The following is a 25,432-nucleotide window of genomic DNA, read 5'->3' as shown; positions in this document are numbered from 1 at the left end:
ATTAAGGAATCAAAACCCTTTTTATGCATTTGTCTCGGCAGTAATCAATTTTCTCCGGAGGCCTTGGCAGTCTCTTGATAAATCAACAAAGGTTTGGCGCCGCTGGTGATGGTATTTTCGTCGATGACGACTTTCACCACATTTTGTTCGCTCGGCAGTTCGTACATGACGTCCAGCAAAGCATGTTCCAGGATGGAACGCAGGCCACGGGCACCGGTCTTGCGCGCCAGCGCCTTCTTGGCGATCGCATGCAGGGCGGCCGGACGAATCTCCAGTTCCGCGCCTTCCATCTCCAGCAGCTTCGAATACTGCTTGATCAGCGCATTCTTCGGCTCGACCAGGATCTGGATCAGCGCTTCTTCCGTCAATTCAGCCAGGGTGGCGATGACGGGCAGACGGCCCACCAGTTCCGGGATCAGGCCGAACTTGACCAGATCTTCCGGTTCCGCTTGCAACATCAGTTCGCTGGCCGTGCTTTGCGACTTGCTGCGCACCGTGGCCGAGAAGCCGATACCGCTCTTTTCGGAACGGTTGGCGATCACTTTCGACAAGCCGTCAAAGGCGCCGCCGCAGATGAACATGATGTTGGTCGTGTCGATCTGCACGAAATCCTGGTTCGGGTGCTTGCGGCCGCCCTGTGGCGGCACGGAAGCCATCGTGCCTTCGATGAGTTTGAGCAAGGCTTGCTGCACGCCCTCGCCCGACACGTCGCGCGTGATGGACGGATTGTCGGACTTGCGCGAAATCTTGTCGATCTCATCGATGTAGACGATGCCGCGCTGGGCTTTCTCGACGTCATAGTTGCAGCTTTGCAGCAGCTTCTGGATGATGTTTTCCACGTCTTCACCCACGTAACCGGCTTCGGTCAGGGTGGTGGCGTCGGCGATCACGAACGGCACGTTGAGCATGCGCGCCAGGGTCTGTGCCAGCAGGGTCTTGCCCGAACCGGTAGGACCGACCAGCAAGATGTTGCTCTTGGCCAGTTCGATGTCGTCTTTCTTGCCCAGGTGCTTGAGGCGCTTGTAATGGTTGTACACCGCCACCGACAGGATGCGCTTGGCAGTCTGCTGGCCGATCACGTACTGATCGAGCAAGGCGGCAATTTCTTGCGGCGTCGGCAGGTCGGATTTGGTACCGGTCACCGTCTCGATGCTCGACGTTTCATCACGGATGATGTCGTTGCACAAGTCGATGCACTCGTCGCAAATGAATACGGACGGGCCGGCGATGAGTTTCTTCACCTCGTGCTGGCTTTTGCCGCAGAACGAGCAATACAGTAATTTTTCGCCGCTAGAGGATTTTTTGTCTGACATAAGGCATTTTGGTTGGAACTGCATTAACAATATTGCAAAATCGCAAGCCGGATGTTGGTTGCCGCCCGTAAAGGCCGCTAGCCATGGCGCAAGTCAACAACGCGCACAAGCTCCATGCTACCCGAAATAAAAGCGAAACGCCCGAACGTTTGAGCGCCCGGGCGTTAACTTACGTACTTAGCAATACCGGTAGGGGCTCATCAAGCGCGGCTGGTCAACACTTTGTCGATCAAACCATACTCAACGGCCTCGTCGGCGGACATGAAACGGTCGCGGTCGGTGTCCTTGGCGATCTGTTCGATCGTCTGGCCCGTGCGCTCGGCCATGATGCCGTTCAAGCGGGTGCGCAGGTAAAGGATTTCCTTCGCCTGGATCTCGATATCGGACGCCATGCCTTGCGAACCACCGGACGGCTGGTGAATCATGATGCGCGAGTTCGGCAGCGAGAAACGCTTGCCCTTGGCGCCAGCGGCCAGCAGGAAAGCGCCCATCGAAGCAGCCATGCCCGTGCACAGGGTCGAGACGTCCGGCTTGATGAACTGCATGGTGTCGTAGATGGCCATGCCGGCCGAAACCGAACCACCTGGCGAGTTGATGTAGAGCGAGATTTCCTTTTCCGGATTTTCGCTTTCCAGGAACAGCAGCTGGGCGACAACCAGGTTGGCCATCTGGTCATTGACCGGGCCGACCATGAAAATCAAGCGTTCCTTCAGCAGGCGCGAGTAAATATCATACGAGCGCTCGCCGCGACCGCTTTGTTCCACCACCATCGGCACCAGGCCGAGCATCTCTGTGTCCAGCGCCGGATTACGGTTCATACCTGTCATTTCATTTCCTTGTGAAGCAGTTAGGGGATACCGCAAATACCTTACGGCAAGAGCCGGCATCCCAATACCAACTGGTTTACGCTTGTGCGTTGCTTCCCATCAGTTCGTCGAAAGCAACTGCTTTCGTCGTGACTTTCGACAGGCCCAACACGTAGGTGACGACGTTTTCTTCCAATACAAGGGCTTCGATCTCACCCAGACGACGACGGTCGCTGTAGTAGTACTTCAGCACTTCGCGTGGATCTTCGTAGCTTTGGGCGAAATCTTCGATTTGCGCCTTGACTTGCTCAGGCGTAGCCTGCAGCTTGTTGTCGCCAACCAGTTGCGACAGGATCAGGCCCAAGCGTACGCGACGCTCGGCTTTTTCTGCGAACAGTTCTGCTGGGAAAGGCACGTCCTTGACGTTCATGCCGCGCTGCGCCATGTCTTGACGGGTCATTTCGGCCAGGCGCTCGGAATCCTGAGCGATCAGCGTTTTTGGCACTTCCAGCTCAGCAACTTTGATCAGCGCGTCCATGACGGCTTCCTTGTTGCGTGCTTTTACGCGGCCAGCGACTTCACGTTGCAGGTTGACTTTGATGTCTTCGCGCATTTTGGCCAGGTCGCCATCGGCAACGCCCAGCGACTTTGCGAATTCGGCATCGACTTCCGGCAGGTGCGCCCATTCCAGCTTTTGCAGCGTGATGGTGAACGAAGCGGTTTTGCCGGCAACGTCTTTACCGTGGTAGTCCTCTGGGAACGACAGCGGGAAAGTCTTCGACTCGCCTACTTTCAGGCCCAGGGTCGCTGCTTCGAATTCTGGCAGCATGCGGCCTTCGCCCAGCACGAAAGCGTAGCCTTCAGCTTTGCCGCCCGGGAATTCAACGCCGTCGATCGAGCCGACGAAGTCGACGGTCACGCGGTCGCCGTTGGCAGCGATCGGCTCACCGCCGTCGCCGTGTTCGCCAGCTTCGCCCTTGGTGTGGAAGTGCACGCGCTGCTTGCGCAGGATGTCGATGGTCTTGTCGATTTCGGCTTCCGACACGTCGGCTTGCACGGTTTCGATTTCAACGGCCGTCAGGTCGCCGATGGCGACTTCCGGATACACTTCGAACGTTGCGTCGAAAGCCAGCTGGCCTTCGGCTGCTTCTTCTTTCGGCACGATGTTCGGGAAACCGGCCACGCGCAGATTGTTTTCGTTGGCGGCGTCGTTGAACGCGCGGCCGACTTTGTCGTTCAGCACTTCGGATTCAATTTGGTAGCCGTATTGTGCTGCGACCATTTTCAACGGCACTTTGCCCGGACGGAAGCCCGGTGCCTTAGCCGTACGGGCTTGCACTTTCAGGCGCTTCTCAACTTCCGTGCGGACGTCCGTCAGCGAGAAGGAGATCGTGATACGACGTTCGAGTTTGCCCAAGGTTTCGACTGCAGTTGCCATGTAAAAAATCGTCCAAAAAATAAACACTGTTGGTGCGAGAAAAGAAGACCCGACCCCTTGCGCCATCACTGGCAACAAGACATGGGTCCAGCTTCACTCGCTCGCATATTCATCTGTAAAAGTACTGCAAGCAGGACAATGGACCTGGTCTACCCGGCTGAGGGAAAAACCCGCACCAGGCACCAAACAATCCGCCGCTTCCAGTACTGCGACAGGGCTCCGAGCGTCCAGCCTTGCTTCTAAGTAAATGCAGGGCCGGCCATCATTCGGTAAAGCGTGGCATTATAACAAAGGACTTCGGGAAAGTGGCTGGCTTTGCAGCCCGGCCACAGAGGATACCAGCGGCGGCGAATGAATCGCCACAGCCTGGGGGTGCCCTGTCTTTACTCTTGCCCCGGCATTCTTTATTTCGCCAGAGACAGGCTTTCCAGCCTGCTTCATTCATTAGTATATGCGAACTGGCGCCCCGTCCGAAACAAAGAAATGCGCCCAGAGCGAAGATTTCGGGCAAAAAACCTTTGATTTACCTCAATTTGGCCATTTTTCAGGCAAATCTCCGCCCGGGCCCTTCACTGCCGCGCGATCTCTGGCGAAAAATGGCGCAAGCAAAGGCAGCCCGGATGACGGAAATACAGGAAAGGCAGCAGGAAAAACAGGAAAGACGCCTGCAACGAGGCTGAAGAACAACTTGATGGTGCTGCACGTCCGGGCTGGAACAACCCGGATTGGTGCGGATGGGGAGACTCGAACTCCCAAGCCGAAGCACTGGCTTCTAAGACCAGCGTGTCTACCAATTCCACCACATCCGCATTTTGTACTACTTTGCACTGCTCGCCACAGGGACTCCCTGATTTTAACAACTCGGGAGCGATCTGGCTACCGCGGACTCAACGAGCAAGCCCTCGGTAAAGCAAAGGCGGCATTCTACTGGATTTCCCAGAGGAATGCCGCCTTTTTTATGCCCGCGCCCTGGCGCTGGCTGCTAGCCTTCTTTTGCCGTCGCCGGCTCCGGCTTCCTGACCCGGAACCAGGCCGCATACAGGGCCGGCAAGAACAGCAAGGTCAAGGCCGTCGCCAGGATCAGGCCGCCCATGATGGCGACGGCCATCGGCCCCCAGAACACGGAGCGCGACAACGGGATCATGGCCAGCGCGGCGGCGGCGGCCGTCAGCACGATGGGCCGGCAGCGGCGTACGGCCGAGTCGATGATGGCGTCCCATGGGGCCGAACCATCGCGGATGTCTTGCTCGATCTGGTCGACAAGGATCACCGAGTTGCGGATGATCATGCCGAACAGCGCGATGACGCCCAGGTTGGCCACGAAACCCAGCGGGCGGTGCAGCAGCAGCAAGGCAAAGGCGGCACCCGCCACGCCCAGCGGCCCCGTCAGGAACACCAGCAGGGAACGCGAGAAACTGTGCAGCTGCAGCATCAGCAAGGTGAAGATGATGAAGATAGCCAGCGGCAAGTTCGCCGAGATCGACGCTTCCGCCTCGCCGCTGTCGGCCGCCACGCCTTTCACATTGATGCGGTAGCCGGCCGGTAACTTGGCCCGCAAGGCGTCCAGCTGCGGCGCCAGCTGCGTCGACACGGTGGCGCCCTGGATGCCATCGATCACGTCCGATTGCACGGTAATGGCCCATTCACGCTTGTCGCGCCAGACGACACCCGGTTCCCACACGAAATGCGCGCGGGCCAGCTGGGAGATGGGTACGGACTTGCCCGTCGCCGTCGGGATATTCGTGTCGTTCAGCACGGAAATCGTCGCCCGCTCTTCCAGCGGCTGGCGCACCTGGATGTCGATCAGCTTATTGTCTTCACGGAATTGGCCGATGACGGTGCCCGACAGAATCGTATTGGCCGCCTGCATCACCGTTTTCGAGGTGACGCCCAGCGCGCGCATCTTGTCCTGGTCCAGGTCCAGGCGCAGCACTTTCACCGATTCATTCCAGTTGTCGTTCACGCCCAGGGTGTTCGGATTGGCGCGCATGATGTCCTTGACCTGGTCGGCGATGGCGCGCACACCGGCCACTTCCGGTCCCGTGACGCGAAACTGCACGGGATACGGCACCGGCGGCCCATTCGGCAACAGTTTTACACGGCCCCGCACTTCCGGAAAATCCTTCTTGAAGACATCGACGATTTGCTGGCGCAGGCGTTCACGGTCGGCCAGGCTCTTCGGCAAGACCACCACTTGCGACACATTGGTCTGCGGGAAGATCTGGTCCAGCGGCAGGTAAAAACGGGGGCTGCCCGTTCCCACATAGCTGGTCACGCTTTCCACGCCGTCGAGCTTGCCGACGAACGCTTCGAATTTCTTGACCTGCTTTTCATTCGCCGCAAAGGTCGTGCCTTCGGGCGACCACAGTTCCACCATCAGTTCAGGACGGCTGGAATCGGGGAAGAATTGCTTTTCGATAAAGTTAAAGCCATAGATGCCCAGCGCAAAGATGGCCAGGGTGGCGGCGATCGTCGTCTTGCGCCATTCCACGCACCAGGTGACGGCGCGGCGGAAGCGGCGGAAGTTCGGCGTATCGAACAATTCATGGTCGTTGTGCGCGTGCGGTTTCACTTTCAGCAAGACGTAGCCGATGTAAGGCGTGAAGACGACGGCCACCACCCACGAGATAATCAGGGCCAGCGCATTGACGGAGAACAAGGAGAACGTGTATTCACCGGCGGCCGACTTGGCCAGGCCGATGGGCAAGAAGCCCGCCACCGTGATCAGGGTGCCCGTCAGCATGGGCATGGCCGTCGACGTGTAGGCGAAGGTGGCCGCATCGAAACGCGACATGCCCTCTTCCATCTTGCGCACCATCATCTCGACGGCAATGATGGCGTCATCGACCAGCAGGCCCAGCGCGATGATCAGGGCGCCCAGGGAAATCTTGTGCAAGTCGATGTCGAGCAGGCGCATGAACAGGAAGGTGACAGCCAGCACCAGCGGGATGGTCAGCGCCACCACCAGGCCGGGCCGCACGTCGATGCGCAGCGGTTTCGTGTGCAAGCCCAGCGCGACAAAGCTGACGGCCAGCACGATCAGGATGGCTTCGATCAGGGTATGCACGAATTCACCCACGGAGGCGGACACGGCTTCCGGCTGGTTCGATACGCGCTGCAGCTCTATGCCGACCGGCAATTCGCTCTTCATGCGCGTCACCGTCGCCTGCAAGGCCTTGCCCATGTCGATGATATTGCCGCCCTTTTCCATCGACACGCCCAGGCCGATCACTTCCTTGCCATTGAAACGCATCTTGTCCTTGGGAGGATCGACGAGTTCACGTTTTACTGTGGCAAAATCACCGAGGCGGAAAGTCGTGCCGTTGGCGCGCAGTTCCAGGTTTTCCAGGTCCTTGACGGTCACCATGGCGCCCGTCACGCGCACTTGCAGATTGTCCGTCGGCGTCACCAGCACGCCGGTGGCGTTGATGCTGTTTTGCGCGGACAGTTGCTGCACGATGGCGTCGAACGGAATACCCAGCTGGGCAAATTTCTTGTGCGAAAAGATGATATTGATCTTTTCATCCTGCACGCCGAACAGTTCCACCTTCGATACCTGCCCCACGGCCAGCAGTTCCTGGCGTACCTTGTCCGCGTAATCCTTCATTTCCGCGTACGTAAAACCATCGCCGGACAGGGCAAAGATGGAGCCGTACGTGTCGCCGAACTCGTCATTGAAGAACGGGCCCACGACGCCGGCCGGCAAGGTGCCTTGGATGTCGCCGATCTTCTTGCGCACCTGGTACCAGGCGGCCGCCGTTTCCTTGGGCGGCGCCGATTCGCGCAGCTCCAGCAGGATCAGGGTTTCGCCCGGCTTCGAATAGCTGGTGATTTCGTCGATGTACGGCGTTTCCTGCAGTTTCTTTTCCAGCTTGTCCGTCACCTGCTCGGCCATCTGCAAGGCCGTGGCGCCGGGCCAGTAGGCTTGCAAGACCATGGCGCGGAAGGTGAACGGGGGATCTTCATCCTGGCCCAGGCTGGCGTAGCTGAGCATGCCGCCGATCAGCAGCACGGCCATCAGGTAGCGCGTCAGCGGGATGTGTTCGAGCGCCCAGCGCGACAGATTGAAGCCGCCCTTCATTTGGCCGCACCCACGCTGACGGGGGCAGCGGCCACTTCAGGCTTGCTGGCCAGTTCGGCGCCGAGAATGGTCACTTTCTGGCCCGGCTTGAGCAGGTTGACGCCGGCCGTGACCACCGTCTGGCCTTCCTTCACGCCCGAGGTCAGCAGCAACTCATTGCCCGCGACGCCGCCCACCGTCACCGGCACGAGCTTCACGGCGCCATTTTCCACCACCCACACGGAACTTTGCGATTTCTCATTAAACAGGGCCGTCAACGGCACCTTGATCTGCGGCGTGGTCGTTTGCGAGGCGAACTGCACCACGGCCGTCATGCCCAGGCGTGCCTGCGGCGCGTCCGGGATGCTGACTTTCGCCAGGTAGGTGCGCGTGGCGGCATCGGCCACGGGCGATACTTCGCGTATCTTGCCCGGCAACGCCTGTTTCGGGTCGGCCCACAGGCGCACCACCACATCCTTGACGCTACGCAAGGTTTCAACCTTATCTTCAGGAATGCCGATCATGACTTCCTTCTCGCCGCTCCTGGCCACTTGCACCACGGGCGCGCCGGGCGCCACCACCTGCCCCACTTCAGCCTCGATGCGCGTGACGACGCCATCGACGTCAGCCAGCAAGCTGGCATAGCCGGACTGGTTCGCCTGGCCCCGGTACAGGGCCTGGGCCGCTTCCACGTTTGCCTGCGCCGCCTTGTAGGTGGCATCCTTGCCGTCGAGCACGGCCTGGCTGACGAAGTTCTTCTCGCGCAAATCCTGGTAGCGCTTCAATTCCGCGCGCGCCAGGTCGCGGCTCGTCTCCGCGCTGACCAGCGAGGCCTTGGCCTGCGCCTGCGACAGCTGCAAGTCGACAGGATCGAGCTGCATCAGGACCTGCCCCTTCTTCACGCTGGCGCCCACGTCGACCTTGCGCGCCACAATCTTGCCACCCACGCGGAAGCCCAGCTGCGATACGACACGGGGCACGACCTCGCCCGACAGCTCGGCACTCACGTCAACATTACTGCTAGACAACACAATCGCGCGCACAGGGCGCACGTCTTCCACTTTGACGGCAGGCTTGGAACAGGCCGCCAGGGTCGTCGCCAAGGCGGCGGCGGCAATCAGCCGCAGGGCAGGAAGTGCGGAAGCGCCGGTCTCGCGGCGCAGGGTTTTCAGGGCAAACAAGGTATTTTCCTTTACTATGCGGGCTGTAATATTTTTATGCGGAGAAACTTTTTGCCTGTCCTTTGGGTCAGGCCAAACTTTTTCGCACGCGATATCCTTAAATTTGTGACAATATCAGTTTGGTCATGGCGGAAGTGCTCTCCGCCTAATGACTTTCTGGTTATTAATTATAATCGTGCGTAAAAGTTTTTAGTGACTTATGCGTCATTAATCTTGAGACGTACAACGCCCGGCCACATTCCAGCGTTTGAAGGTGCCGGACAAACGCAAGACTAGAGAAGTGTGTTCATGCCTGTAGACCATTACGAAAATTTTCCTGTTGCATCATTTTTACTGCCGCGCCGCCTGGTGCCCGCCGTCGAAGCCATCTATGCCTTCGCCCGCAGCGCCGACGACCTGGCCGACGAAGGCGACGCCACGCCGGCCGAGCGCTTGGCGGCCCTGCACGCCTACGAAGAGGCGCTGGGCCGCATCGCCCGCCACGAAGGCCATGGGGGCGAGAACGCCGCCATGTTCGAACGCCTGGCCGCCGTCATTGCCAAACACCAGTTGCCGCTGAAGCCATTCCACGATTTATTGTCCGCCTTCAAGCAGGATGTGGAAACGACGCGCTACGCCAGCTATGACGACGTGCTCGATTACTGCGCCCGTTCCGCCAACCCCGTGGGGCTGCTGATGCTGCACCTGTATGGCGCGGCCGATGAACAGAATGTACGCGATTCCGATGCCATATGTTCAGCTTTGCAACTAATTAATTTCTTGCAAGACGTCGCCATCGACCAGCAAAAAGAGCGCATCTACCTGCCGATGGAAGACCTGACCCGCTTTGCCGTCTCCGCCGCCGCCTTCGAGCGGCCCGAGGCGCACGGCAAGTGGAGCGCCCTGATGCGCTTTGAAGTGGCCCGCACGCGCGCCCTGATGCTGTCCGGCGCGCCGCTGGCCCTGCGTTTGCGCGGGCGCATCGGCTGGGAGTTGCGCCTGGTGGTGCAAGGGGGATTGCGCATACTCGAGTGCATCGAAGCCGTCAATTACGACGTGTTCCGGCGCCGCCCCAAGCTGGAGAAACGCGACTGGCTGATCATTTTCTGGCGCGCCCTGCGCATGTCGCGCAAAAGCTTGCATCAAGAGACACAAGTAAAAACGGCTTTTCCCCCGTCGCCCACTCTGTAAGACGATAGAATAGCGGCTTCGATCTGCAACCCTTGCTCTTTTGACTATGTCTCCCGACGAATACTGCCAACAAAAGGCCGCCCAGAGCGGCTCCAGCTTCTACTACAGCTTCCTGTTCCTGCCCGCCGAGCGCCGCAAGGCCATCACGGCCCTGTACGCCTTCTGCCGCGAAGTCGATGACACGGTCGACGAATGCACGGACGAAGCCGTGGCACGCACCAAGCTGGTCTGGTGGCGCAAGGAAGTCAAGGCCATGTACGAGGGCAATCCCACGCATCCCGTGATGCGCGCGCTGCAGCCGCACCTGGACGTATATAAACTGGAAGAAAAGCATTTGCAGGCCATCATCGACGGCATGGAAATGGACTTGAACCAGACCCGCTACCTCGACTACCAGGCCATGAGCCGCTATTGCTGGCACGTGGCCAGCGTGGTTGGAATCTTGTCGGCCAGCATCTTCGGCGCGACCCGCCCGGAAACCCTGCTGTATGCGGAAAAGCTGGGCCATGCCTTCCAGCTCACCAATATCATCCGCGACGTGGGCGAAGACGCGCGCAAGGGGCGCATCTATCTGCCGATCAGCGAATTGCAGCAATTCAATGTGACGGCGGCCGACTTGCTGAATGCGCGCCACAGCGAAAACTTTGAAAACCTCATGCGTTTCCAGGTGGCGCGCGCGCAAAAGGCGTATGACGAAGCCTTCGCGCTCTTGCCGGCAGAAGACCGCCGCGCCCAGCGCCCGGGCCTGATCATGGCCGCCATCTACCGCACCCTGCTCAATGAAGTCGAACGCGACGGCTACCACGTGCTGAAACAGCGCATCTCGCTCACGCCGATCCGCAAACTGTGGCTGGCCTGGAAGACCTGGGTTCGTGGCTGACAAGGCCGTGAAGCAGCGCTACGCCGTCATCGGCGCCGGCTGGGCTGGCTGCGCGGCGGCCATGGAACTGGCGCGCGCCGGTCACGCAGTGAGCGTATTCGAGGCGGCGCGCACCCTGGGCGGGCGCGCGCGCCGGGTCGAACGCGAAAGCACGGTGCTCGACAACGGCCAGCACATCTTGCTGGGCGCCTACACGGAAACCTTGCGCCTGATCAAGCTGGCGGGGCAAGACCCGGACGAGCTGATCCTCACCCTGCCCCTGCAGATGCGCTATCCGGCCGGCTCGGGCGGCATGGATTTCATCGCCCCGCGCCTGCCCGCGCCCCTGCACCTGGCGTGGGCCCTGCTGCGCGCCCAAGGATTATTGCGCGCCGACAAGCTGGCCCTGATGCGCTTTTCCACCGCCATGCGGACGATGGGCTGGCAGCTGTATAACGATTGCTCGGTCAGCGAATTGCTGCAGCGCTTCGACCAGACGGACCGTTTGAACCGGCTGATGTGGCACCCACTGTGCCTGGCCGCATTGAATACCCCGCCCGAGCGTGCCTCGGCCCGCGTCTTCCTCAACGTGCTGCGCGACAGCCTGGGCGCGAGCCGCCGCCGCGCCTCCGACATGCTGATCCCGAAGGCGGACCTGAGCGCCCTGTTACCCGACGCGGCAAGCCGCTACGTGGTGCAGCATGGCGGTACAGTCCGCACGGGCGCCAAAATCACCGCTTTGCAGGCGCTGCCCGATGGCCGCTGGGGGCTTGATGACGGCGTCGATGACGGCGAAAGCTTTGACGGCGTGATCGTGGCCACCTCGTCCGTGCAGGCGGCCAGCCTGCTGCAAGGCTTGCACGATGCGCGCCTTGCCGATGCAATTGAGCGCATGCAAGCGTTCACGCCGGAAGCCATCAGCACCTGCTACCTGCAGTACGATGTTTCGGTGCGCCTGGACTTGCCGTTCTACGCCCTCGTCGATGCGCCGGAGCAACAGCACTGGGGCCAGTTCGTCTTCGACCGGGGCCAGCTCGACAGCAACCAGGCGGGCTTGCTGGCCGTCGTCATCAGCGCCTCCGGCTATGCCGCCGAGCAAGGCCATGGACCGCTGGCGCAAGCCATCGCGGCGCAGCTGGCCCAGGTGTTGCAGCGCCCTGCCCTGGCGCAGCCCCTGTGGACCCAGCTGATCACGGAAAAGCGCGCCACCTTTGCCTGCACGCCCGACCTGGCTCGCCCCGGCAACGCCAGCGGCGTGCCTGGCTTGCTGCTGGCAGGCGACTACACGGCCAATGATGACCGGACGCAAGACTATCCGGCCACCATCGAGGCCGCCGTGCGCAGCGGCGTGGCAGCGGCAAAGGCCATTACCACGGGCAAGGTGGCAAAGTAGACTTGACGGTGCATCCTCCCCTGGTGTCGCTCGCCCCCGCGAAATTGCATTCTGTCGCACCGCGCTGGTGCGCCCGCGTGCGCTTGGGTACAGTCTGATCATCGACAACGGCCATGCCACGGGGAATACCATGCACACCACCTTGCACTTGAAAAACAGCTTGAAAGCCCTGGCGCTGCTGGCTGGTGTGGTGCTGGCCACATTCATCGTCATTCACGCACAGCAGGCGCCACAGGCACCATTGCTGCTGAGCCAGGCAAGCATGCTGCTGCCGGCCATGGGCTGAAGCGGCGGACAGGAAGAATATGATGAACAAACAAGATTATCTCGACGCACTGCGGCGCGCGCTGGCAGGTTTGCCACCGGACCTGGTCGCCAAGACGCTCGACTATTACGAACAGACCTTCATCGAAGGCGCTGCGGCCGGCCGCAGCGAGCACGAGATCGCAGACGACCTGGGCGACCCGAAAAAAATCGCCCTTACCTTGCGCAACAGCACGCACCGCCAGGCTTTCGAGCAAAAGAAAACCCCCGTCAACCTGCTGCGCCTGCTCGTCTCGCTGGTGGGCCTGGCCATCTTCAACCTGTTCATGGTCGTGCCTGCCGCCGTGTATGCAGCCCTGCTTGCTACCCTGTACGCCGTCGGCCTGAGCTTTTACCTGGCCGGCATCGCCATCACGGCCAGCGGTTTGTCCGGCGCCAACGAACTGGTGCTCGACGGTCCCCTGCGCCACGTCTTCATCCACGACGATGACGGCGGCGAAAACGGCGAACGGCGCGAAACGCGCATCACCATCGGCGACACGGGCATCGAAGTCGATCACCTGCCCGGCCGCTTGCAGCATGACCCGGCCGAGTCCGAGCCCGGGGCGCCCGGCGCCTCCTCGCGCATGATGGAGCGGGCCGAAGCGCTGGCCGGCGGGGGCATCCGCATCTCCACCGACATGGACCGCGATGCGCGCACCACGCAAACCGTCTTTGGCGTGGGTATGCTGCTCGGCGGCATCGCCATCTTCCTGCTCAGTCTGGTCGTAACGCGCTATACCTTGATCGGCATCAAGCGCTACGTTGCCATGAATGTTTCCCTGCTCAAAGGTCACTAGAAAGGCTGCCATGAAACGCTTGCTCAAAGTTGGCCTGTCCATGCTCTTGCTGGCACTGGTCCTGATCGCCATGTCGTATGCGGCGCTGCGCGCCAAGGGAATCAGCAATCCCAGCAGCGCCGCCGGCCGCGCCGTGCGCAGTGAAACGCGCCCGGTTTCCCCCAATATCAACAGCATCGACCTGGCAGGCCCCATCGACCTGGTGCTGCGCCGCGGCGCCACGCCATCGCTGAAGGTCAGCGGCGAACAGCGTCTGCTGTCCAACGTCGACACCACGCAGGATGGCACGACCCTGCATATCGGCCCGAAAGGCATGCTGTTCCACCATCGCCAGCCCCTGCAGGTGGAACTGGTGCTGCCCGCCCTCGTGCGCGTCGAAGTACACGGCAATGGCGACAGCAAGATCACGGGATTTTCCGGCGACAGTTTCATCCTGGAATTGACGGGATCGGGCGATGTCAGTTTCACGGGACGCTACAAGCAGGTTGCCGCCACCGTCAACGGTAGCGGCGACCTCGACATCAATGGCGGCAACAGCGACAGCGTGGTGCTGGAAATGGTGGGCTCCGGGCGCATCGCCGCCAGCGGCAATACCAAGTTCCTGCGTGCCGACCTGAGCGGTTCAGGCGATATCGATGCCGAGCACCTGGCCGCCGACAAGGCCAGCGTCAGCCTGCAAGGCTCAGGCACGAGCACCGTCTTCGTGCGCGACGCCAGCAACCTGACCCTGCGCGGCAGCGGCGACATCCACGTCCACGGCAACCCGCGCCAGCGCGAGACGCAGAAAAGCGGCTCGGGCGAAATTACTTGGCACTAACGTTCTCTTCCAGCCAACTGACCGCCTGCTCGCCGGCCGCCTTGCCTTGCGCCAGGCAGGCCGTCAGCAGGTAGCCGCCCGTCGGCGCTTCCCAGTCCAGCATTTCCCCCGCCAGGAACACGCCCGGCATGGCGCGCAGCATGCTGCCTTTGACACCGTCGAATTCCACGCCGCCGGCGCTGCTGATGGCTTCATCGATGGGGCGCGGACGCACAAGTCGGACGGGCAGCAGCTTGATGGCGTCCGCCAGCCTGGCTTCATCGGCGAAGTCGGCCGCGCTCAGGCATTCGCGCAGCAAGCCCGATTTCACGCCCTTGATGCCCAGACGGCTATTCAGGTGGCTGGACATGGAGCGGGAACCGCGCGGGCGCGTCACTTCCTCGAACACGCGTTCATGACTGTGGTCGGGCGCCAGGTCGAGCCAGATGGTGGTGCTGCCCTCGGCGGCGATCTGCTCGCGCAGCGCGGCCGACAGCGCGTAGATCAGGCTGCCCTCGACGCCGCCCGCCGTGATGACGAACTGGCCCTGGCGCTTGATGAGCAAGCCATCGATATCGCGCGCCGTGATGGCCACCGTCGCCAGCGGTTCGCCGGCATGGCGGCTGCTGAAATGCCCGCTCCAGTCCACGTCGAAGCCGCAATTGGCCGGCGCCAGGGGCGCCACGGCCACGCCCTGCTCTCGCAGCAGCGGCACCCAGGCGCCGTCCGATCCCAGCCGCGCCCAGCTGCCGCCACCGAGCGCCAGGATCACGGCGTCGAAAGCGAATAACCGCTCGCCGTCCGGCGTGGCGAAGGCCAGCTGGCCGTCTTGCCAGCCCGTCCAGCGGTGGCGCATGTGAAATTGCACGCCCGCTTCGCGCAGGCGGTGCAGCCAGGCGCGCAGCAAGGGCGCCGCCTTCATGTCCGTCGGGAAGACGCGGTTCGAGGAGCCGACAAAGGTGTCCACGCCCAGGCCGTGCACCCAGTCGCGCACCTTTTGCGGGCCGAACTGGTCCAGCGCCGGCTTGAGCCAGCGGGCCGGCCTGCCGTAACGCGAGACGAAGGACTGGTAGTCTTCCGCATGCGTGATATTCATGCCGCCGCGTCCCGCCAGCAGGAATTTGCGGCCGACGGACGGCATGGCGTCGAACAGCTCCACCCTGGCTCCCTGGTCGGTGGCAGCCTGGGCGGCCATCAGGCCGGCAGGGCCGCCGCCGATGACGGCGATGTGAAAGGGAGGAAGGCTGGAATGGGTCATGGCAAGCTGGAAAGACGGTGAAAACCCCGGCATTTTAGTCGAGATAAGGCGCGGGGATGGCAAGAATGCCGAAAAATGATGCATACTGCGCCAACATGCTGCAGCGATCGGCACTTTGACTTCACGAGACAACGAGACGACAAGAGGAGAAACACATGGGTGCAGGATTCTGGATTTCCCGTTATTTGCTGGCCAGTTCGATCTTATTCATCATCCTGACGGTGGTCGAGTACAGCAAGGGCACCACCAGCCAGGCCGACATCCTCAGCGCGCTGGCCTGGTCGCTGGTGGCGTCGGCCATCTTCATCGGTTCGAAATACTGGCGCTACAAGAAAGCCATCGCCTGCGCCACGTGCAGCGGGGACAAACCGAAAACCAAGTCTTCATGAAAAAACGGCCACTTCGATGAAGTGGCCGCCTCATTTGGGAAGCGGGATCAGCCGCCCGTCACGGGTGGAAAGAACGCCACCTCGTCGCCGTCGCCTATCACGGTGGCGGCATCGCACATCACCTGATTATGCGCCATGCGCAGCGCCCGCCCCTGCGCCAGCGCGTATTCCCAGTTGCCGCCACGGGCGATCAGGAAATTTCGCACCTCGCCCACCGTCAGCCGTGACGCGGCCTCCGCGCTCACTTCCAGCACTTCATGGCCGGTTCCCACCAGCTCGCGCACGCTGGCAAAAAATCGCAGATTGATCTTCATCGCTACTTCCTTAGTACAGCAATTCGTTAAACGGAATAAACCGCAGCATGTCGCCACGCGCAATCGACAGCCCCGGCGGGCAATCGATCAAGCCGTCGCCCCACACGGTGGACGTCAGCACGCCCGAACTCTGGTTGGCGAACAGTTCCAGCTCGCCCTCCTCATTGACCTTGGCGCGCAAGAACTCATTGCGCTTGTCCGCCTTCAGGCGCTCGAACGCGGCCGGCAGCTTGTAGCTGCGCGGCGCCAGATTCCCCGCCACGCCTTGCAGGCGCAGGATGAAGGGGCGCACGAACAGCAGGAACGTGACGAAGCTGGAGACGGGATTGCCAGGCAAGCCGATAAAGAAGGCATCCTGCACTTCGCCAAACGCCAGCGGCTTGCCCGGCTTGACGGCGATCTGCCACATGTTCAGCCGCCCTTCCGCTTCCACGGCCGGCTTGATATGGTCTTCCTCGCCTACGGACACGCCGCCCGAGGTGATGATCAGATCATTGCCCTGGGCCGCCTGGCGCAGCACGGCCTTGGTCGCTTCCAGGCTGTCGGGCACGATGCCCAGGTCCGTGATCTCGCAGCCCAGATTTTCCAGCAGGCCGCGCAAGGTAAAACGGTTCGAGTTGTAGACGGCGCCCGGCGCCAGGGCCTCACCGGGCATGGCCAGCTCGTCGCCCGTGAAGAAGACGGCGACGCGCAGCTTGCGCAGCACCGGCAGCTGCGCCAGGCCCACCGAGGCGGCCAAGCCCATTTCCTGGCTGCGCAGGCGGCGGCCGGCACCGAGGATCTCGCCGCCGGCGCGGATATCCTCGCCCTGGCGGCGCACCCATTCACCCGCCTGCGGCACGTGATTGACCGTCACCACGCCGTCAAGCAAGGTGCACTGCTCCTGCATCACGACGCAATCGGCGCCATCCGGGATCAGGGCGCCCGTGAAGATGCGCGCCGCCGTCCCCGGCTGCAAGGGCTGGCCCACGTGGCCAGCCGCGATGCGCTGCGACACGGGCAAGCTGGCCGCGCCGCTGGCGCAATCCTGCGCGCGCACGGCATAGCCATCCATCTGCGTGTTGTCGCGCTCGGGGACGTTCAGGGTCGACGTTTGCGCGCCCGCCAGCACGCGGCCGTTGGCGCGCATGGTGTCGACCAGCTCCACCTCGGCCACCGGGCGCGCCGCGCCCAGCATGAAGGCTTGCGCCTCGGCCACGGACAGCATCGGCTTGCGTTGTGCGGTCGGATCGTTCATCACAGGCCCGCTCATCACAAGCCCGTGTTGGCGGCGATATACGCCTTCATCTTTTCCACGTCCACATCCATCACGACGAACTTTTGCGGCAAGTCTTCGATGTTCTCGAAGCCCTTTGGCCGTTCCGCGTCCACGCCCAGCGCTTCGAGGATGGTTTCGTTGAACTTGGCCGCCAGCGCCGTTTCCAGCACGATCATCGGCACATTGGGCTCCAGGTGCTCGCGCGCCACCTTGATGCCGTCGGCCGTGTGCGTGTCGATGGTGATGCCGTAGTCGTCGGCCACGTCGCGGATGGTATCGAGGCGGTCCTGGTGCGTGGACTTGCCCGACTTGAAGCCGTACTTGGCCACCAGCTTGAATTCGTCGCCGTCGCTGCCAGGCTTGCCGGACAAGTCGAAGCCGCCATGCGTTTCCACCTTCGTGAACAGGGCGCGCACGCGGTCGCTGTCGCGGCCCACCAGGTCGTAGACGAAGCGCTCGAAATTCGACGCTTTCGAGATATCCATCGACGGGCTGCTCGTATGGTAGGTCTCGGCGGACTTGCGCACGCGGTAGACGCCCGTGCGGAAGAATTCGTCAAGCACGTCGTTTTCATTCGTCGCCGCCACCAGTTTCGAGATGGGCAGCCCCATCATGCGGGCGATATGGCCGGCGCAGATATTGCCGAAGTTGCCCGACGGCACCGTGAACGACACTTTTTGCTCGTTGCTGGTGGTGGCCGCCAGGTAGCCGCGGAAGTAGTACACGACCTGCGCCACGACGCGCGCCCAGTTGATGGAATTGACGGTGCCGATCTTTTGTTTTGCCTTGAACGGCAAGTCGTTCGACACTGCCTTGACCATGTCCTGGCAATCGTCGAACACACCTTCGACGGCGATGTTGTAGATGTTCGGGTCTTGCAGGCTGAACATCTGCGCCGTCTGGAAGGCGCTCATTTTCTTGTGCGGCGACAACATGAAGACGCGGATGCCCTTCTTGCCGCGCATCGCGTATTCGGCCGCGCTGCCCGTGTCGCCCGACGTGGCGCCGAAGATATTGAGTTCGGCGTCGTGCTTGGCCAAGGTGTATTCGAACAGGTTGCCCAGCAGCTGCATGGCCATGTCCTTGAAGGCCAGGGTCGGGCCGTTCGACAGCGCCTGCAGCATCAGGGTGGTCTGGCCGCCCTTGACGACGTTTTCTTCGAGCACGCGCAGCGGCGTGATGTCGGCCGCGTTTTCGCCGGCGCGGGCGTTCTTGTAGACTGCCTTGGTATAGGTTTTCGCCGTCAGTGCCTTCAGGTCCGCGGCCGGGATATCGGTGGCGAACTTCTTCAGGATTTCGTAGGCCAGGTCGGCATACGACAATGTGCGCCAGGCGTTCAGCTCGGCACCAGTGACTTGCGGGTAGTGTTCAGGGAGATACAGTCCGCCATCGGGGGCCAGGCCGCCCAGGAGGATGTCGGAAAATTGCTGCAAAGATGACTGTTGCGACTGCAATGGCGCTTTATCAGCGCGGGTAGACACGTAATGCATAGATTTGAAGAGTCCAGTTGAGCTGAGAGCGGTTAATCATGAATGGCAGCGGATATTATAGTGCCAGCCGCCGTCCAAGGCGAATCGCGTGGCGCCAGCCAGGTCAGGATGTGACAATTGGAGAGCCTGGATATTGTCAATGCAGCCATAATGGCACGAGATCAAGCCAGGCAAACATGGCCGGCGTGCGTACTGGCGTGCGCCGCCGATTTGCGCCACACTGTGCTTTCTGCCCTGTAAAGTGCCAATCATGGAGTCGAAAACCGGCCATGCCGATCAGTAAAAAACCGTATTTGCAAAGCGCCGCGCTGCGCCCCGACGCTGTCGTCGACATGGACCACTATCCGTTCACCATCCCCGCCATCCGCGACTTCGTGCACATGGATTTCCACCGCGACGTGACGTTTTTCGTGGGCGAGAATGGCAGCGGCAAGTCGACCATGCTCGAAGCGCTGGCCGTGGCGCTGGGCTTCGGCAAGGATGGCGGCACGCGCAACGTGCGCATCGCCCTGCCGTCGGACGAGGAATCGGGCTTGCACGCGCACTTGCGCCTGAGCAAGAGCTACAAGAAGCCCGAGGACAGCTATTTCCTGCGCGCCGAAAGCTTTTTCAACGTCGCCACCTACATGGACGACATGCCCGAATACCTGGCCAGCTACGGCGGCAAGTCACTGCACGCGCAATCGCACGGCGAAGCATTCATGGCCACCCTGATCAACAAGCTGCGCGGCAAGGGCTTGTATCTGCTGGACGAGCCCGAGGCGGCCCTGTCGCCGAGCCGCCAGATGGCGGCGCTATCGGTGATCCACCAGCTGGTGCAGGACGACTCGCAGCTGATCATCGCCACCCATTCGCCCATCCTGCTGGCCTACCCGAACGCGAAAATCCTGATGTTTACGGGCGGCGGCATTCACGAGGTGGCATATGAAGACACCGAGCACTTCGCCGTGACGCGCGATTTTTTGAATAACTACCCCAGGAGGCTGGAGCAGTTGTTCGAGGAGGAGTGAAGTTGCTGGCTAGCGTGGCAATGTCGGCTTACGCGCTTTGCGCTAAGCCGACCTACGCCGACCGTGGCGTATCGTAGGTCGGATTAGCGCTCCGCGCGTAATCCGACACTACCAGCAACACATCAGCAAGCGGCGTGGTTGACGGTGATTACATGCACGGCCAGGCCGCCCAGCGATGTTTCCTTGTACTTGTCCTGCATGTCCGCGCCCGTCTGGCGCATGGTTTCGATGACTTCGTCGAGGCTGACGAAATGGGTGCCATCGCCCTTCAGCGCCAGCGAGGCGGCCGTGATGGCTTTCACGGCGCCCATGCCATTGCGTTCGATGCAGGGAATCTGCACCAGGCCGCCGATGGGATCGCACGTCATGCCCAGGTGGTGTTCGATGCCGATTTCGGCCGCGTTTTCGATCTGCTCGTTGGTGCCGCCCAATGCCGCCACCAGGCCGGCAGCCGCCATGGCGCACGCCACGCCCACTTCGCCCTGGCAGCCCACTTCGGCGCCCGAGATCGAGGCATTGCGCTTGCACAGCATGCCGATGGCCGCGGCCGTCAGCATGAAGCGACGCACGCCGCCGACCGGATCGCTGGGGCGGCAATCCTGCGCGTAGTAGCGCAGCACGGCCGGGATGATGCCGGCGGCGCCGTTGGTCGGGGCCGTCACCACGCGCCCGCCGGCCGCGTTTTCCTCGTTGACGGCCATCGCGTACAGGCTGACCAGGTGCACGGCATCGTGCGGCAAGTCGTTGGCGCGGTTGTCGGATGCCTTCGCTTCCTGCGCCAGGCGCCACAATTTCGCGGCGCGGCGCTTCACGTTCAAGCCGCCCGGCAGGTTGCCCGTCGTTTCCAGGCCGTGCGCGATGCAGTCGCGCATGACGTGCCAGATGCGGTCCAGTCCTTCATTGAGTTCCGCATCGCTGCGCTTGACGCATTCGTTCGCGCGCAGCATTTCAGGGATCGACAGGCCGCTTTCCACGCCATGCGCCAGCAACTGCTCCATGGTATCGAAAGGGAAGACGACCCGTGCGCTGGCGGCCGACTCCACGGCCGCTTCGGCTTGCGCCTCGCCCGCTTCGCGGATAAAACCGCCGCCGATCGAGTAATACACCTTGTCGACCCGGCTGCCGTCCGCCAGTTTCAGGGTAAAGCGCATGCCGTTCGGATGTTCGGGCAAGGATTCGCTCTTGTGCCAGATCAAGCCCGTGGCGGCCGTGAATAGCACCACGTGCGTGCCCAGCAAGGCGATCTCGCCGGCCGCCTCGATGGCGGCCAGCTTGGTGTCGACGGCATCGGGCGCCACGTCCTGCGGCGTTTCGCCCATCAGGCCAAGAATGACGGCCTTGTCCGTGGCATGGCCCACGCCCGTCAGCGCCAGCGAGCCATACAGGGCCGCCTCGATGCCCACTACCTGGTCCAGCGGACCGTATTCGACCAGGAACCGCCGCGCCGCCACCATCGGCCCCACCGTGTGGGAACTCGACGGCCCGATGCCGATCTTGAACAGGTCAAATACGCTCATATCCATGTAGTGTCTCTTTATATTAGTATGTTTTTAAATGCGCGGGCGTGCTTCAGGCAGCCTTGGCGGCGTGACCCACGTCGACATTGGCCAGCATGTCCGTGACCATCTGCTCGACGCCGATCTGCGCCTTCCAGCCCCAGTCGGCGCTGGCCTTGCTGTCGTCCAGGCTTTGCGGCCAGCTGTCGGCGATGGCCTGGCGGCTGTCCGGCTTGTAGCTGATCTTGAAGTCCGGCACCATGCGCAAGATGGCCTTGGCCAGCTGCTCGGGGTTGAACGACACGCCGGCCACATTGTAGGACGAACGGATCTTGATCTGCGACACAGGAGCGTCCATCAGTTCGATGGTGGCGCGGATGGCGTCGGGCATGTAAATCATCGGCAAGGTGGTGTTCGCATCGAGGAAGCAGTCATAGCGCTCGCCGCGCAAGGCCGCATGGAAGATGGCGATGGCGTAATCGGTGGTGCCGCCGCCCGGAGGCGATTTGTAGCTGATGATGCCAGGATAGCGGATGCTGCGCACGTCCACGCCGTACTTGTTGAAGTAGTACTCGCACAGGCGCTCGCCGGCCAGCTTGCTGATGCCGTACATCGAGGTCGGGTCCATCACCGTCATTTGCGGCGTATTGACTTGCGGCGTATTCGGGCCGAAGGCGGCGATCGACGATGGCCAGAAGATGCGCAGCGGCTTGCCTGCCTCGCCGCGCTCGCGCGCCAGTTCCAGGATATTCAGCAAGCCATCCATGTTCAGGCTCCACGCCTTCAGCGGCGCCGCTTCGCCCGTGGCCGACAGCATGGCCGCCAGCTGGTACACCTGGGTGATGCCTTCATCGGCGATGATCTTCGCCAGGCCGTCCTTGTCCAGCACATTCAATTGCGCATAGCGCTTGGCCTGGTACAGGTTGTTCGTGCCGATGTCGCTGGCGATGACATTGTCCGCGCCGTGCTGCTGCGCCAGCGCGCCCACCAGCTCACTACCGATTTGGCCGTTTGCGCCAATGACTAAAATACGTTCCATCTTCTTATCCTGATTTCTTGTTAATTGGTAGTGGTCAGCAGACCGAGTTCCTTGCCAGCCTGCTCGAAGGCGGCCAGCACTTGCACCAGCTGTTCGCGGGTGTGGGCAGCCGACAGCTGCACGCGCACGCGGGCTTGGCCCATCGGCACGACCGGGTAGAAGAAGCCCGTCACCAGCACGCCCAGTTCATACAGGCGGGCGGCGAATTTCTGCGCCACGGGAGCGTCGAACAGCATCACGGGAACGACGGGATGGGTGCCCGGCTTGATGGTAAAGCCGATGCGTTCGATCTCGCTGCGGAAGAAAGCCGTGTTGTCATGCAGGCGGTCGCGCAGTTCCGTCGACTTGGCCAGGCGCTCCAGTACCGACAGCGAGGCGCCGGCGATCGATGGCGCCAGCGTGTTCGAGAACAGGTAGGGACGCGATTTCTGGCGCAGGGTGTCGATGACTTCCTTGCGCGCCGACGTGAAGCCGCCCATGGCGCCGCCCAGGGCCTTGCCCAGGGTGCCCGTGATGATGTCGATGCGGCCCATCACATTGTGGTGCTCGTGCGTGCCGCGGCCCGTCGCGCCCATGAAGCCGGAAGCGTGGCATTCGTCGATCATCACCAGCGCGCCGTATTGGTCGGCCAGGTCGCAGATCTTGTCGAGCTGCGCAATCGTGCCGTCCATCGAGAACACGCCGTCCGTGACGATGACTTTATGGCGCTTGCCGGCGGCAATCGCCGCTTTCAGCTGCACTTCCAGGTCGGCCATGTCGTTATGCAGGTAGCGGTAGCGGCCAGCCTTGCACAGGCGGATGCCGTCGATGATGGACGCGTGGTTCAGCGCATCCGAGATGATGGCGTCGTTTTCATCGAACAGTGGCTCGAACACGCCGCCGTTGGCGTCAAAAGCCGCCGCGTACAAAATCGTGTCCTCGGTCCCCAGGAACGCGGAAATCGCCTGTTCCAGTTCCTTGTGCACGGTTTGCGTGCCGCAGATGAAACGCACGGACGACAGGCCGTAGCCGTACTTTTGCGTGGCGGCAATAGACGCTTCCTGCGTCTGCAGGTCGCCGGACAGGCCCAGGTAGTTATTCGCACACATATTGATCAGGGTACGGCCATCGTCGCACACCACTTCGGCGCCCTGGCGCGAGGCGATCACGCGCTCGGGCTTGTATAAGCCCTGCTGGCGCAGTTGATCGAGATTCTGTTGCAGACCGCTGAAAAAGGTGTTCTTCGCTTGCTCGCTCATGATGATCCTTGTGTGTCCCTGTTGTATGTGTGGTATCCGGGTGACCTCAGCCGCCATAGGGAAAAGCGGCCGCTTGACCGGTGCGCGCAGTATGCTGTACCGTGAAGCGCTGTTTGAAGTCTACACGTTTCCGTGTTTTTCCTCAAAATCCACTATTTCGAACTGAAATTCAATATAGTGGATATTACCCAAGCCTTTTGAACTTTGCAAGCCACCTGCCGATGAAAACCAGCGTTTCGACCAATTCTCCCCCTGAAGTAGGTGCCACCCTGCAACGGCTGCGCCTGGCGCGCGGCCTGACACTGGAGGATTTGTCACGCATCGCGGGCGTCTCGAAGTCCATGCTGTCGCAAATCGAGCGCGAAAAAGCCAATCCCACCATCGCCATCACGTGGCGCCTGGCCAACGCCCTGGGCGTGCAGATCGGCGAATTGCTGTCCAGCGCGGAAAAAACCGTGGAAACCATCCGCATCACGGACGCCCACGAAACCCCCACCCTGCCCGGCGACCACGCGGGCTACGTGCTGCGCATCCTCGGGCCGATGGAACTGGCCGGCAAATACGAATGGTATGAAGTGACGCTGGCGCCGGGCGGCGAACTGGCGTCGCAACCGCACGATCCGGGCACCACCGAGCATTTGACGGTGATCCACGGCAACCTGGAGCTGGAAGTGGGCGCGGCGAAGAAAAAGGTCAAGAATGGCGGCACGGCACGCTATCCGGCGGACCAGCCGCATACCATCCGCAACCTGGGCAAGACGGAAGGCAAGGCATTATTGGTGGTAATCCATAGATAGTTGCTTTTCAGCGGTGTGCAATATGCTCTTTCGCCCATGCTAAGATTTTGGATTAGACAAGATTTTCACTGTCTTTCATGGAGCCTTAGCAATGACGATTTCCGAAAGCACCACCCTCTTCCACCAAAAAAAGGTCGTCCAGTACGATCCTGATATTGCGCTGCAATCCGGGCAGGATATCGTCTACCGCCTCTCGCTCGAGTATGACGACAAGCGCAAGATGCCGGACCTGATCGCCGGCTTCCTGGAAAAAACCGACAAGCATGCGCTTGAAGCGCTGATCATCGGCATGTGGGGCGACCCGTACGAGGCAGGCGCCGACGAGGTGATCGCCGCGCTGGCCAGCCACGCGCCGCAGTTGCCGAACTTGCGCGCCCTGTTCATCGGCGACATGACGTACGAGGAATGCGAAATCTCGTGGATCGTGCAAGGCAGCTACAAGCCGCTGCTGGACGCTTTCCCGCAGCTGGAAGAACTGCGCATCCGTGGCGGCAATGAATTGATCATCGAACCGTTCGCGCACCAGAATCTGCGCAAGTTCACCATCGAGTCCGGCGGCCTCGATCAGAAGATCGCGCAGGCGCTGGCCCAGTCGAGCATGCCCAAGCTGGAATACCTGGAACTGTGGCTGGGCACGGAGGACTACGGCTTCTCGGGCGACGTGGCGCTGTATCAGAAAGTACTGGCGCAACTGGCCACGCCAACCCTGCGTTATCTGGGCTTGCGCGATGCGCAGATCGCCGACGAGCTGGCCGTCTGGCTGGCCAACGAGCCGCTGCTGGCCACGGTCGAGACCCTGGATCTGTCGCTGGGCACCCTGGGCGACGTCGGCGCCGAAGCACTGCTGCACGGCACGCAATTGGGCAATCTGAAGCGCATGGACCTGTCGCATCACTATATCTCGGAAGCGAACCAGGAAAAACTCAAGGCCCTGCCCTTCCCGGTCAGGCTCGATGATCCGCAGGAAGACGACGAGGACGACGACGAAGTCTATCGCTACGTCGCCGTCGGCGAATAAATAGGG

22 protein-coding genes and 1 tRNA gene are annotated in these 25,432 nt (G+C 61.6%); 10 read left to right on the top strand and 13 right to left on the bottom strand.

The features are described from left to right. Positions 1-44: 44 nt before the first annotated feature. The 6 genes from clpX to JAB1_RS08710 all read right to left on the bottom strand — a co-directional run bounded on the left by clpX (position 45) and on the right by JAB1_RS08710 (position 8,798). Entirely contained in the window at positions 45-1,313 is a 1,269-nt protein-coding gene (gene clpX, locus JAB1_RS08735) for an ATP-dependent Clp protease ATP-binding subunit ClpX (RefSeq protein WP_034787303.1), read from the bottom strand. Positions 1,314-1,513: 200 nt separating this feature from the next. Continuing rightward, complete coding sequence (gene clpP, locus JAB1_RS08730) at positions 1,514-2,140, bottom strand: ATP-dependent Clp endopeptidase proteolytic subunit ClpP (protein WP_034787300.1); 627 nt, start codon at positions 2,138-2,140, stop codon at positions 1,514-1,516. A gap of 76 nt (positions 2,141-2,216) precedes the next feature. Next, positions 2,217-3,557 (bottom strand): trigger factor, encoded by a 1,341-nt coding sequence (gene tig / locus JAB1_RS08725; RefSeq protein ID WP_070279866.1) that lies wholly within the window; start codon positions 3,555-3,557, stop codon positions 2,217-2,219. 726 nt (positions 3,558-4,283) lie between these two features. Next, positions 4,284-4,366 (bottom strand) — tRNA-Leu (locus tag JAB1_RS08720). Between the two features lie 173 nt (positions 4,367-4,539). Then, a complete protein-coding gene (locus tag JAB1_RS08715; RefSeq protein WP_070279503.1) occupies positions 4,540-7,638 on the bottom strand; it encodes an efflux RND transporter permease subunit in 3,099 nt (1,032 codons plus the stop codon). Next, a complete protein-coding gene (locus tag JAB1_RS08710; RefSeq protein WP_083299625.1) occupies positions 7,635-8,798 on the bottom strand; it encodes an efflux RND transporter periplasmic adaptor subunit in 1,164 nt (387 codons plus the stop codon). The genes JAB1_RS08715 and JAB1_RS08710 overlap by 4 nt, the downstream gene beginning before the upstream one ends. A gap of 288 nt (positions 8,799-9,086) precedes the next feature. Between JAB1_RS08710 and hpnC the strand changes: the two genes are divergently transcribed. The 6 genes from hpnC to JAB1_RS08680 all read left to right on the top strand — a co-directional run bounded on the left by hpnC (position 9,087) and on the right by JAB1_RS08680 (position 14,140). Next, entirely contained in the window at positions 9,087-9,968 is an 882-nt protein-coding gene (hpnC, locus tag JAB1_RS08705; RefSeq protein ID WP_034787618.1) for a squalene synthase HpnC, read from the top strand. Positions 9,969-10,014: 46 nt separating this feature from the next. Further along, positions 10,015-10,848, top strand: coding sequence for a presqualene diphosphate synthase HpnD (gene hpnD, locus JAB1_RS08700; RefSeq protein ID WP_058050483.1), 834 nt, complete (start codon positions 10,015-10,017; stop codon positions 10,846-10,848). Then, the gene (hpnE, locus tag JAB1_RS08695; RefSeq protein WP_070279502.1) at positions 10,841-12,220 is read left to right on the top strand and encodes a hydroxysqualene dehydroxylase HpnE; all 1,380 of its coding nucleotides are present in this window, start codon (positions 10,841-10,843) and stop codon (positions 12,218-12,220) included. The genes hpnD and hpnE overlap by 8 nt, the downstream gene beginning before the upstream one ends. Positions 12,221-12,350: 130 nt before the next feature. After that, a complete protein-coding gene (locus JAB1_RS29860) occupies positions 12,351-12,506 on the top strand; it encodes a hypothetical protein (RefSeq protein WP_161789615.1) in 156 nt (51 codons plus the stop codon). A 19-nt stretch (positions 12,507-12,525) separates the two neighbouring features. Beyond that, positions 12,526-13,323, top strand: coding sequence for a DUF1700 domain-containing protein (locus JAB1_RS08685; protein ID WP_231958248.1), 798 nt, complete (start codon positions 12,526-12,528; stop codon positions 13,321-13,323). Between the two features lie 10 nt (positions 13,324-13,333). Further along, the gene (locus JAB1_RS08680) at positions 13,334-14,140 is read left to right on the top strand and encodes a head GIN domain-containing protein (RefSeq protein WP_070256157.1); all 807 of its coding nucleotides are present in this window, start codon (positions 13,334-13,336) and stop codon (positions 14,138-14,140) included. Here the strand turns inward: JAB1_RS08680 and JAB1_RS08675 are convergent. After that, on the bottom strand, positions 14,127-15,377 hold the full coding sequence (locus tag JAB1_RS08675) for a TIGR03862 family flavoprotein (protein WP_070279501.1): 1,251 nt from the start codon (positions 15,375-15,377) through the stop codon (positions 14,127-14,129). The genes JAB1_RS08680 and JAB1_RS08675 overlap by 14 nt on opposite strands. Positions 15,378-15,532: 155 nt before the next feature. Here JAB1_RS08675 and JAB1_RS08670 point away from each other — a divergent pair, with 155 nt between their 5' ends. Continuing rightward, on the top strand, positions 15,533-15,766 hold the full coding sequence (locus JAB1_RS08670; RefSeq protein ID WP_034781412.1) for a hypothetical protein: 234 nt from the start codon (positions 15,533-15,535) through the stop codon (positions 15,764-15,766). A gap of 47 nt (positions 15,767-15,813) precedes the next feature. Here the strand turns inward: JAB1_RS08670 and moaD are convergent, their stop codons facing one another. From moaD to thrC, 3 genes are read right to left on the bottom strand one after another with little or no spacing between them, the layout of a single operon-like run. Continuing rightward, positions 15,814-16,080 carry a molybdopterin converting factor subunit 1 gene (gene moaD, locus JAB1_RS08665; RefSeq protein WP_070279500.1) on the bottom strand — a complete coding sequence of 89 codons (267 nt, stop codon included), beginning with the start codon at positions 16,078-16,080 and terminating at the stop codon, positions 15,814-15,816. Positions 16,081-16,090: 10 nt separating this feature from the next. Further along, a complete protein-coding gene (gene glp / locus JAB1_RS08660) occupies positions 16,091-17,317 on the bottom strand; it encodes a gephyrin-like molybdotransferase Glp (protein ID WP_070279864.1) in 1,227 nt (408 codons plus the stop codon). Positions 17,318-17,331: 14 nt separating this feature from the next. Beyond that, positions 17,332-18,828, bottom strand: a complete 1,497-nt coding sequence (thrC, locus tag JAB1_RS08655; protein ID WP_070279499.1) for a threonine synthase — start codon at positions 18,826-18,828, stop codon at positions 17,332-17,334. 269 nt (positions 18,829-19,097) lie between these two features. Here thrC and JAB1_RS08650 point away from each other — a divergent pair, with 269 nt between their 5' ends. Then, on the top strand, positions 19,098-19,838 hold the full coding sequence (locus JAB1_RS08650) for an AAA family ATPase (RefSeq protein ID WP_070256164.1): 741 nt from the start codon (positions 19,098-19,100) through the stop codon (positions 19,836-19,838). A 122-nt stretch (positions 19,839-19,960) separates the two neighbouring features. Here JAB1_RS08650 and JAB1_RS08645 read toward each other — a convergent pair whose 3' ends face one another. The 3 genes from JAB1_RS08645 to kbl are packed head-to-tail and all read right to left on the bottom strand — an operon-like array spanning position 19,961 to position 23,611. Then, entirely contained in the window at positions 19,961-21,361 is a 1,401-nt protein-coding gene (locus JAB1_RS08645) for an L-serine ammonia-lyase (protein ID WP_070279498.1), read from the bottom strand. A 46-nt stretch (positions 21,362-21,407) separates the two neighbouring features. Next, positions 21,408-22,373: an NAD-dependent epimerase/dehydratase family protein gene (locus JAB1_RS08640; RefSeq protein ID WP_070279497.1), complete on the bottom strand. Its 966-nt coding sequence runs from the start codon at positions 22,371-22,373 to the stop codon at positions 21,408-21,410. Positions 22,374-22,393: 20 nt separating this feature from the next. Next, the gene (gene kbl, locus JAB1_RS08635) at positions 22,394-23,611 is read right to left on the bottom strand and encodes a glycine C-acetyltransferase (protein WP_070279496.1); all 1,218 of its coding nucleotides are present in this window, start codon (positions 23,609-23,611) and stop codon (positions 22,394-22,396) included. Positions 23,612-23,832: 221 nt separating this feature from the next. On the opposite strand from kbl, the gene JAB1_RS08630 reads away from it, so the two are divergent. Further along, positions 23,833-24,408 carry an XRE family transcriptional regulator gene (locus JAB1_RS08630; RefSeq protein ID WP_034781438.1) on the top strand — a complete coding sequence of 192 codons (576 nt, stop codon included), beginning with the start codon at positions 23,833-23,835 and terminating at the stop codon, positions 24,406-24,408. Between the two features lie 91 nt (positions 24,409-24,499). After that, a complete protein-coding gene (locus JAB1_RS08625; protein WP_070279495.1) occupies positions 24,500-25,426 on the top strand; it encodes an STM4015 family protein in 927 nt (308 codons plus the stop codon). The last annotated feature ends 6 nt before the right edge of the window (positions 25,427-25,432 follow it).

The sequence above is a fragment of the Janthinobacterium sp. MP5059B genome (assembly GCF_001758645.1).
GTDB classification, from domain to species: domain Bacteria; phylum Pseudomonadota; class Gammaproteobacteria; order Burkholderiales; family Burkholderiaceae_D; genus Janthinobacterium; species Janthinobacterium lividum.
This window is presented reverse-complemented; position numbering and strand designations above follow the sequence as displayed.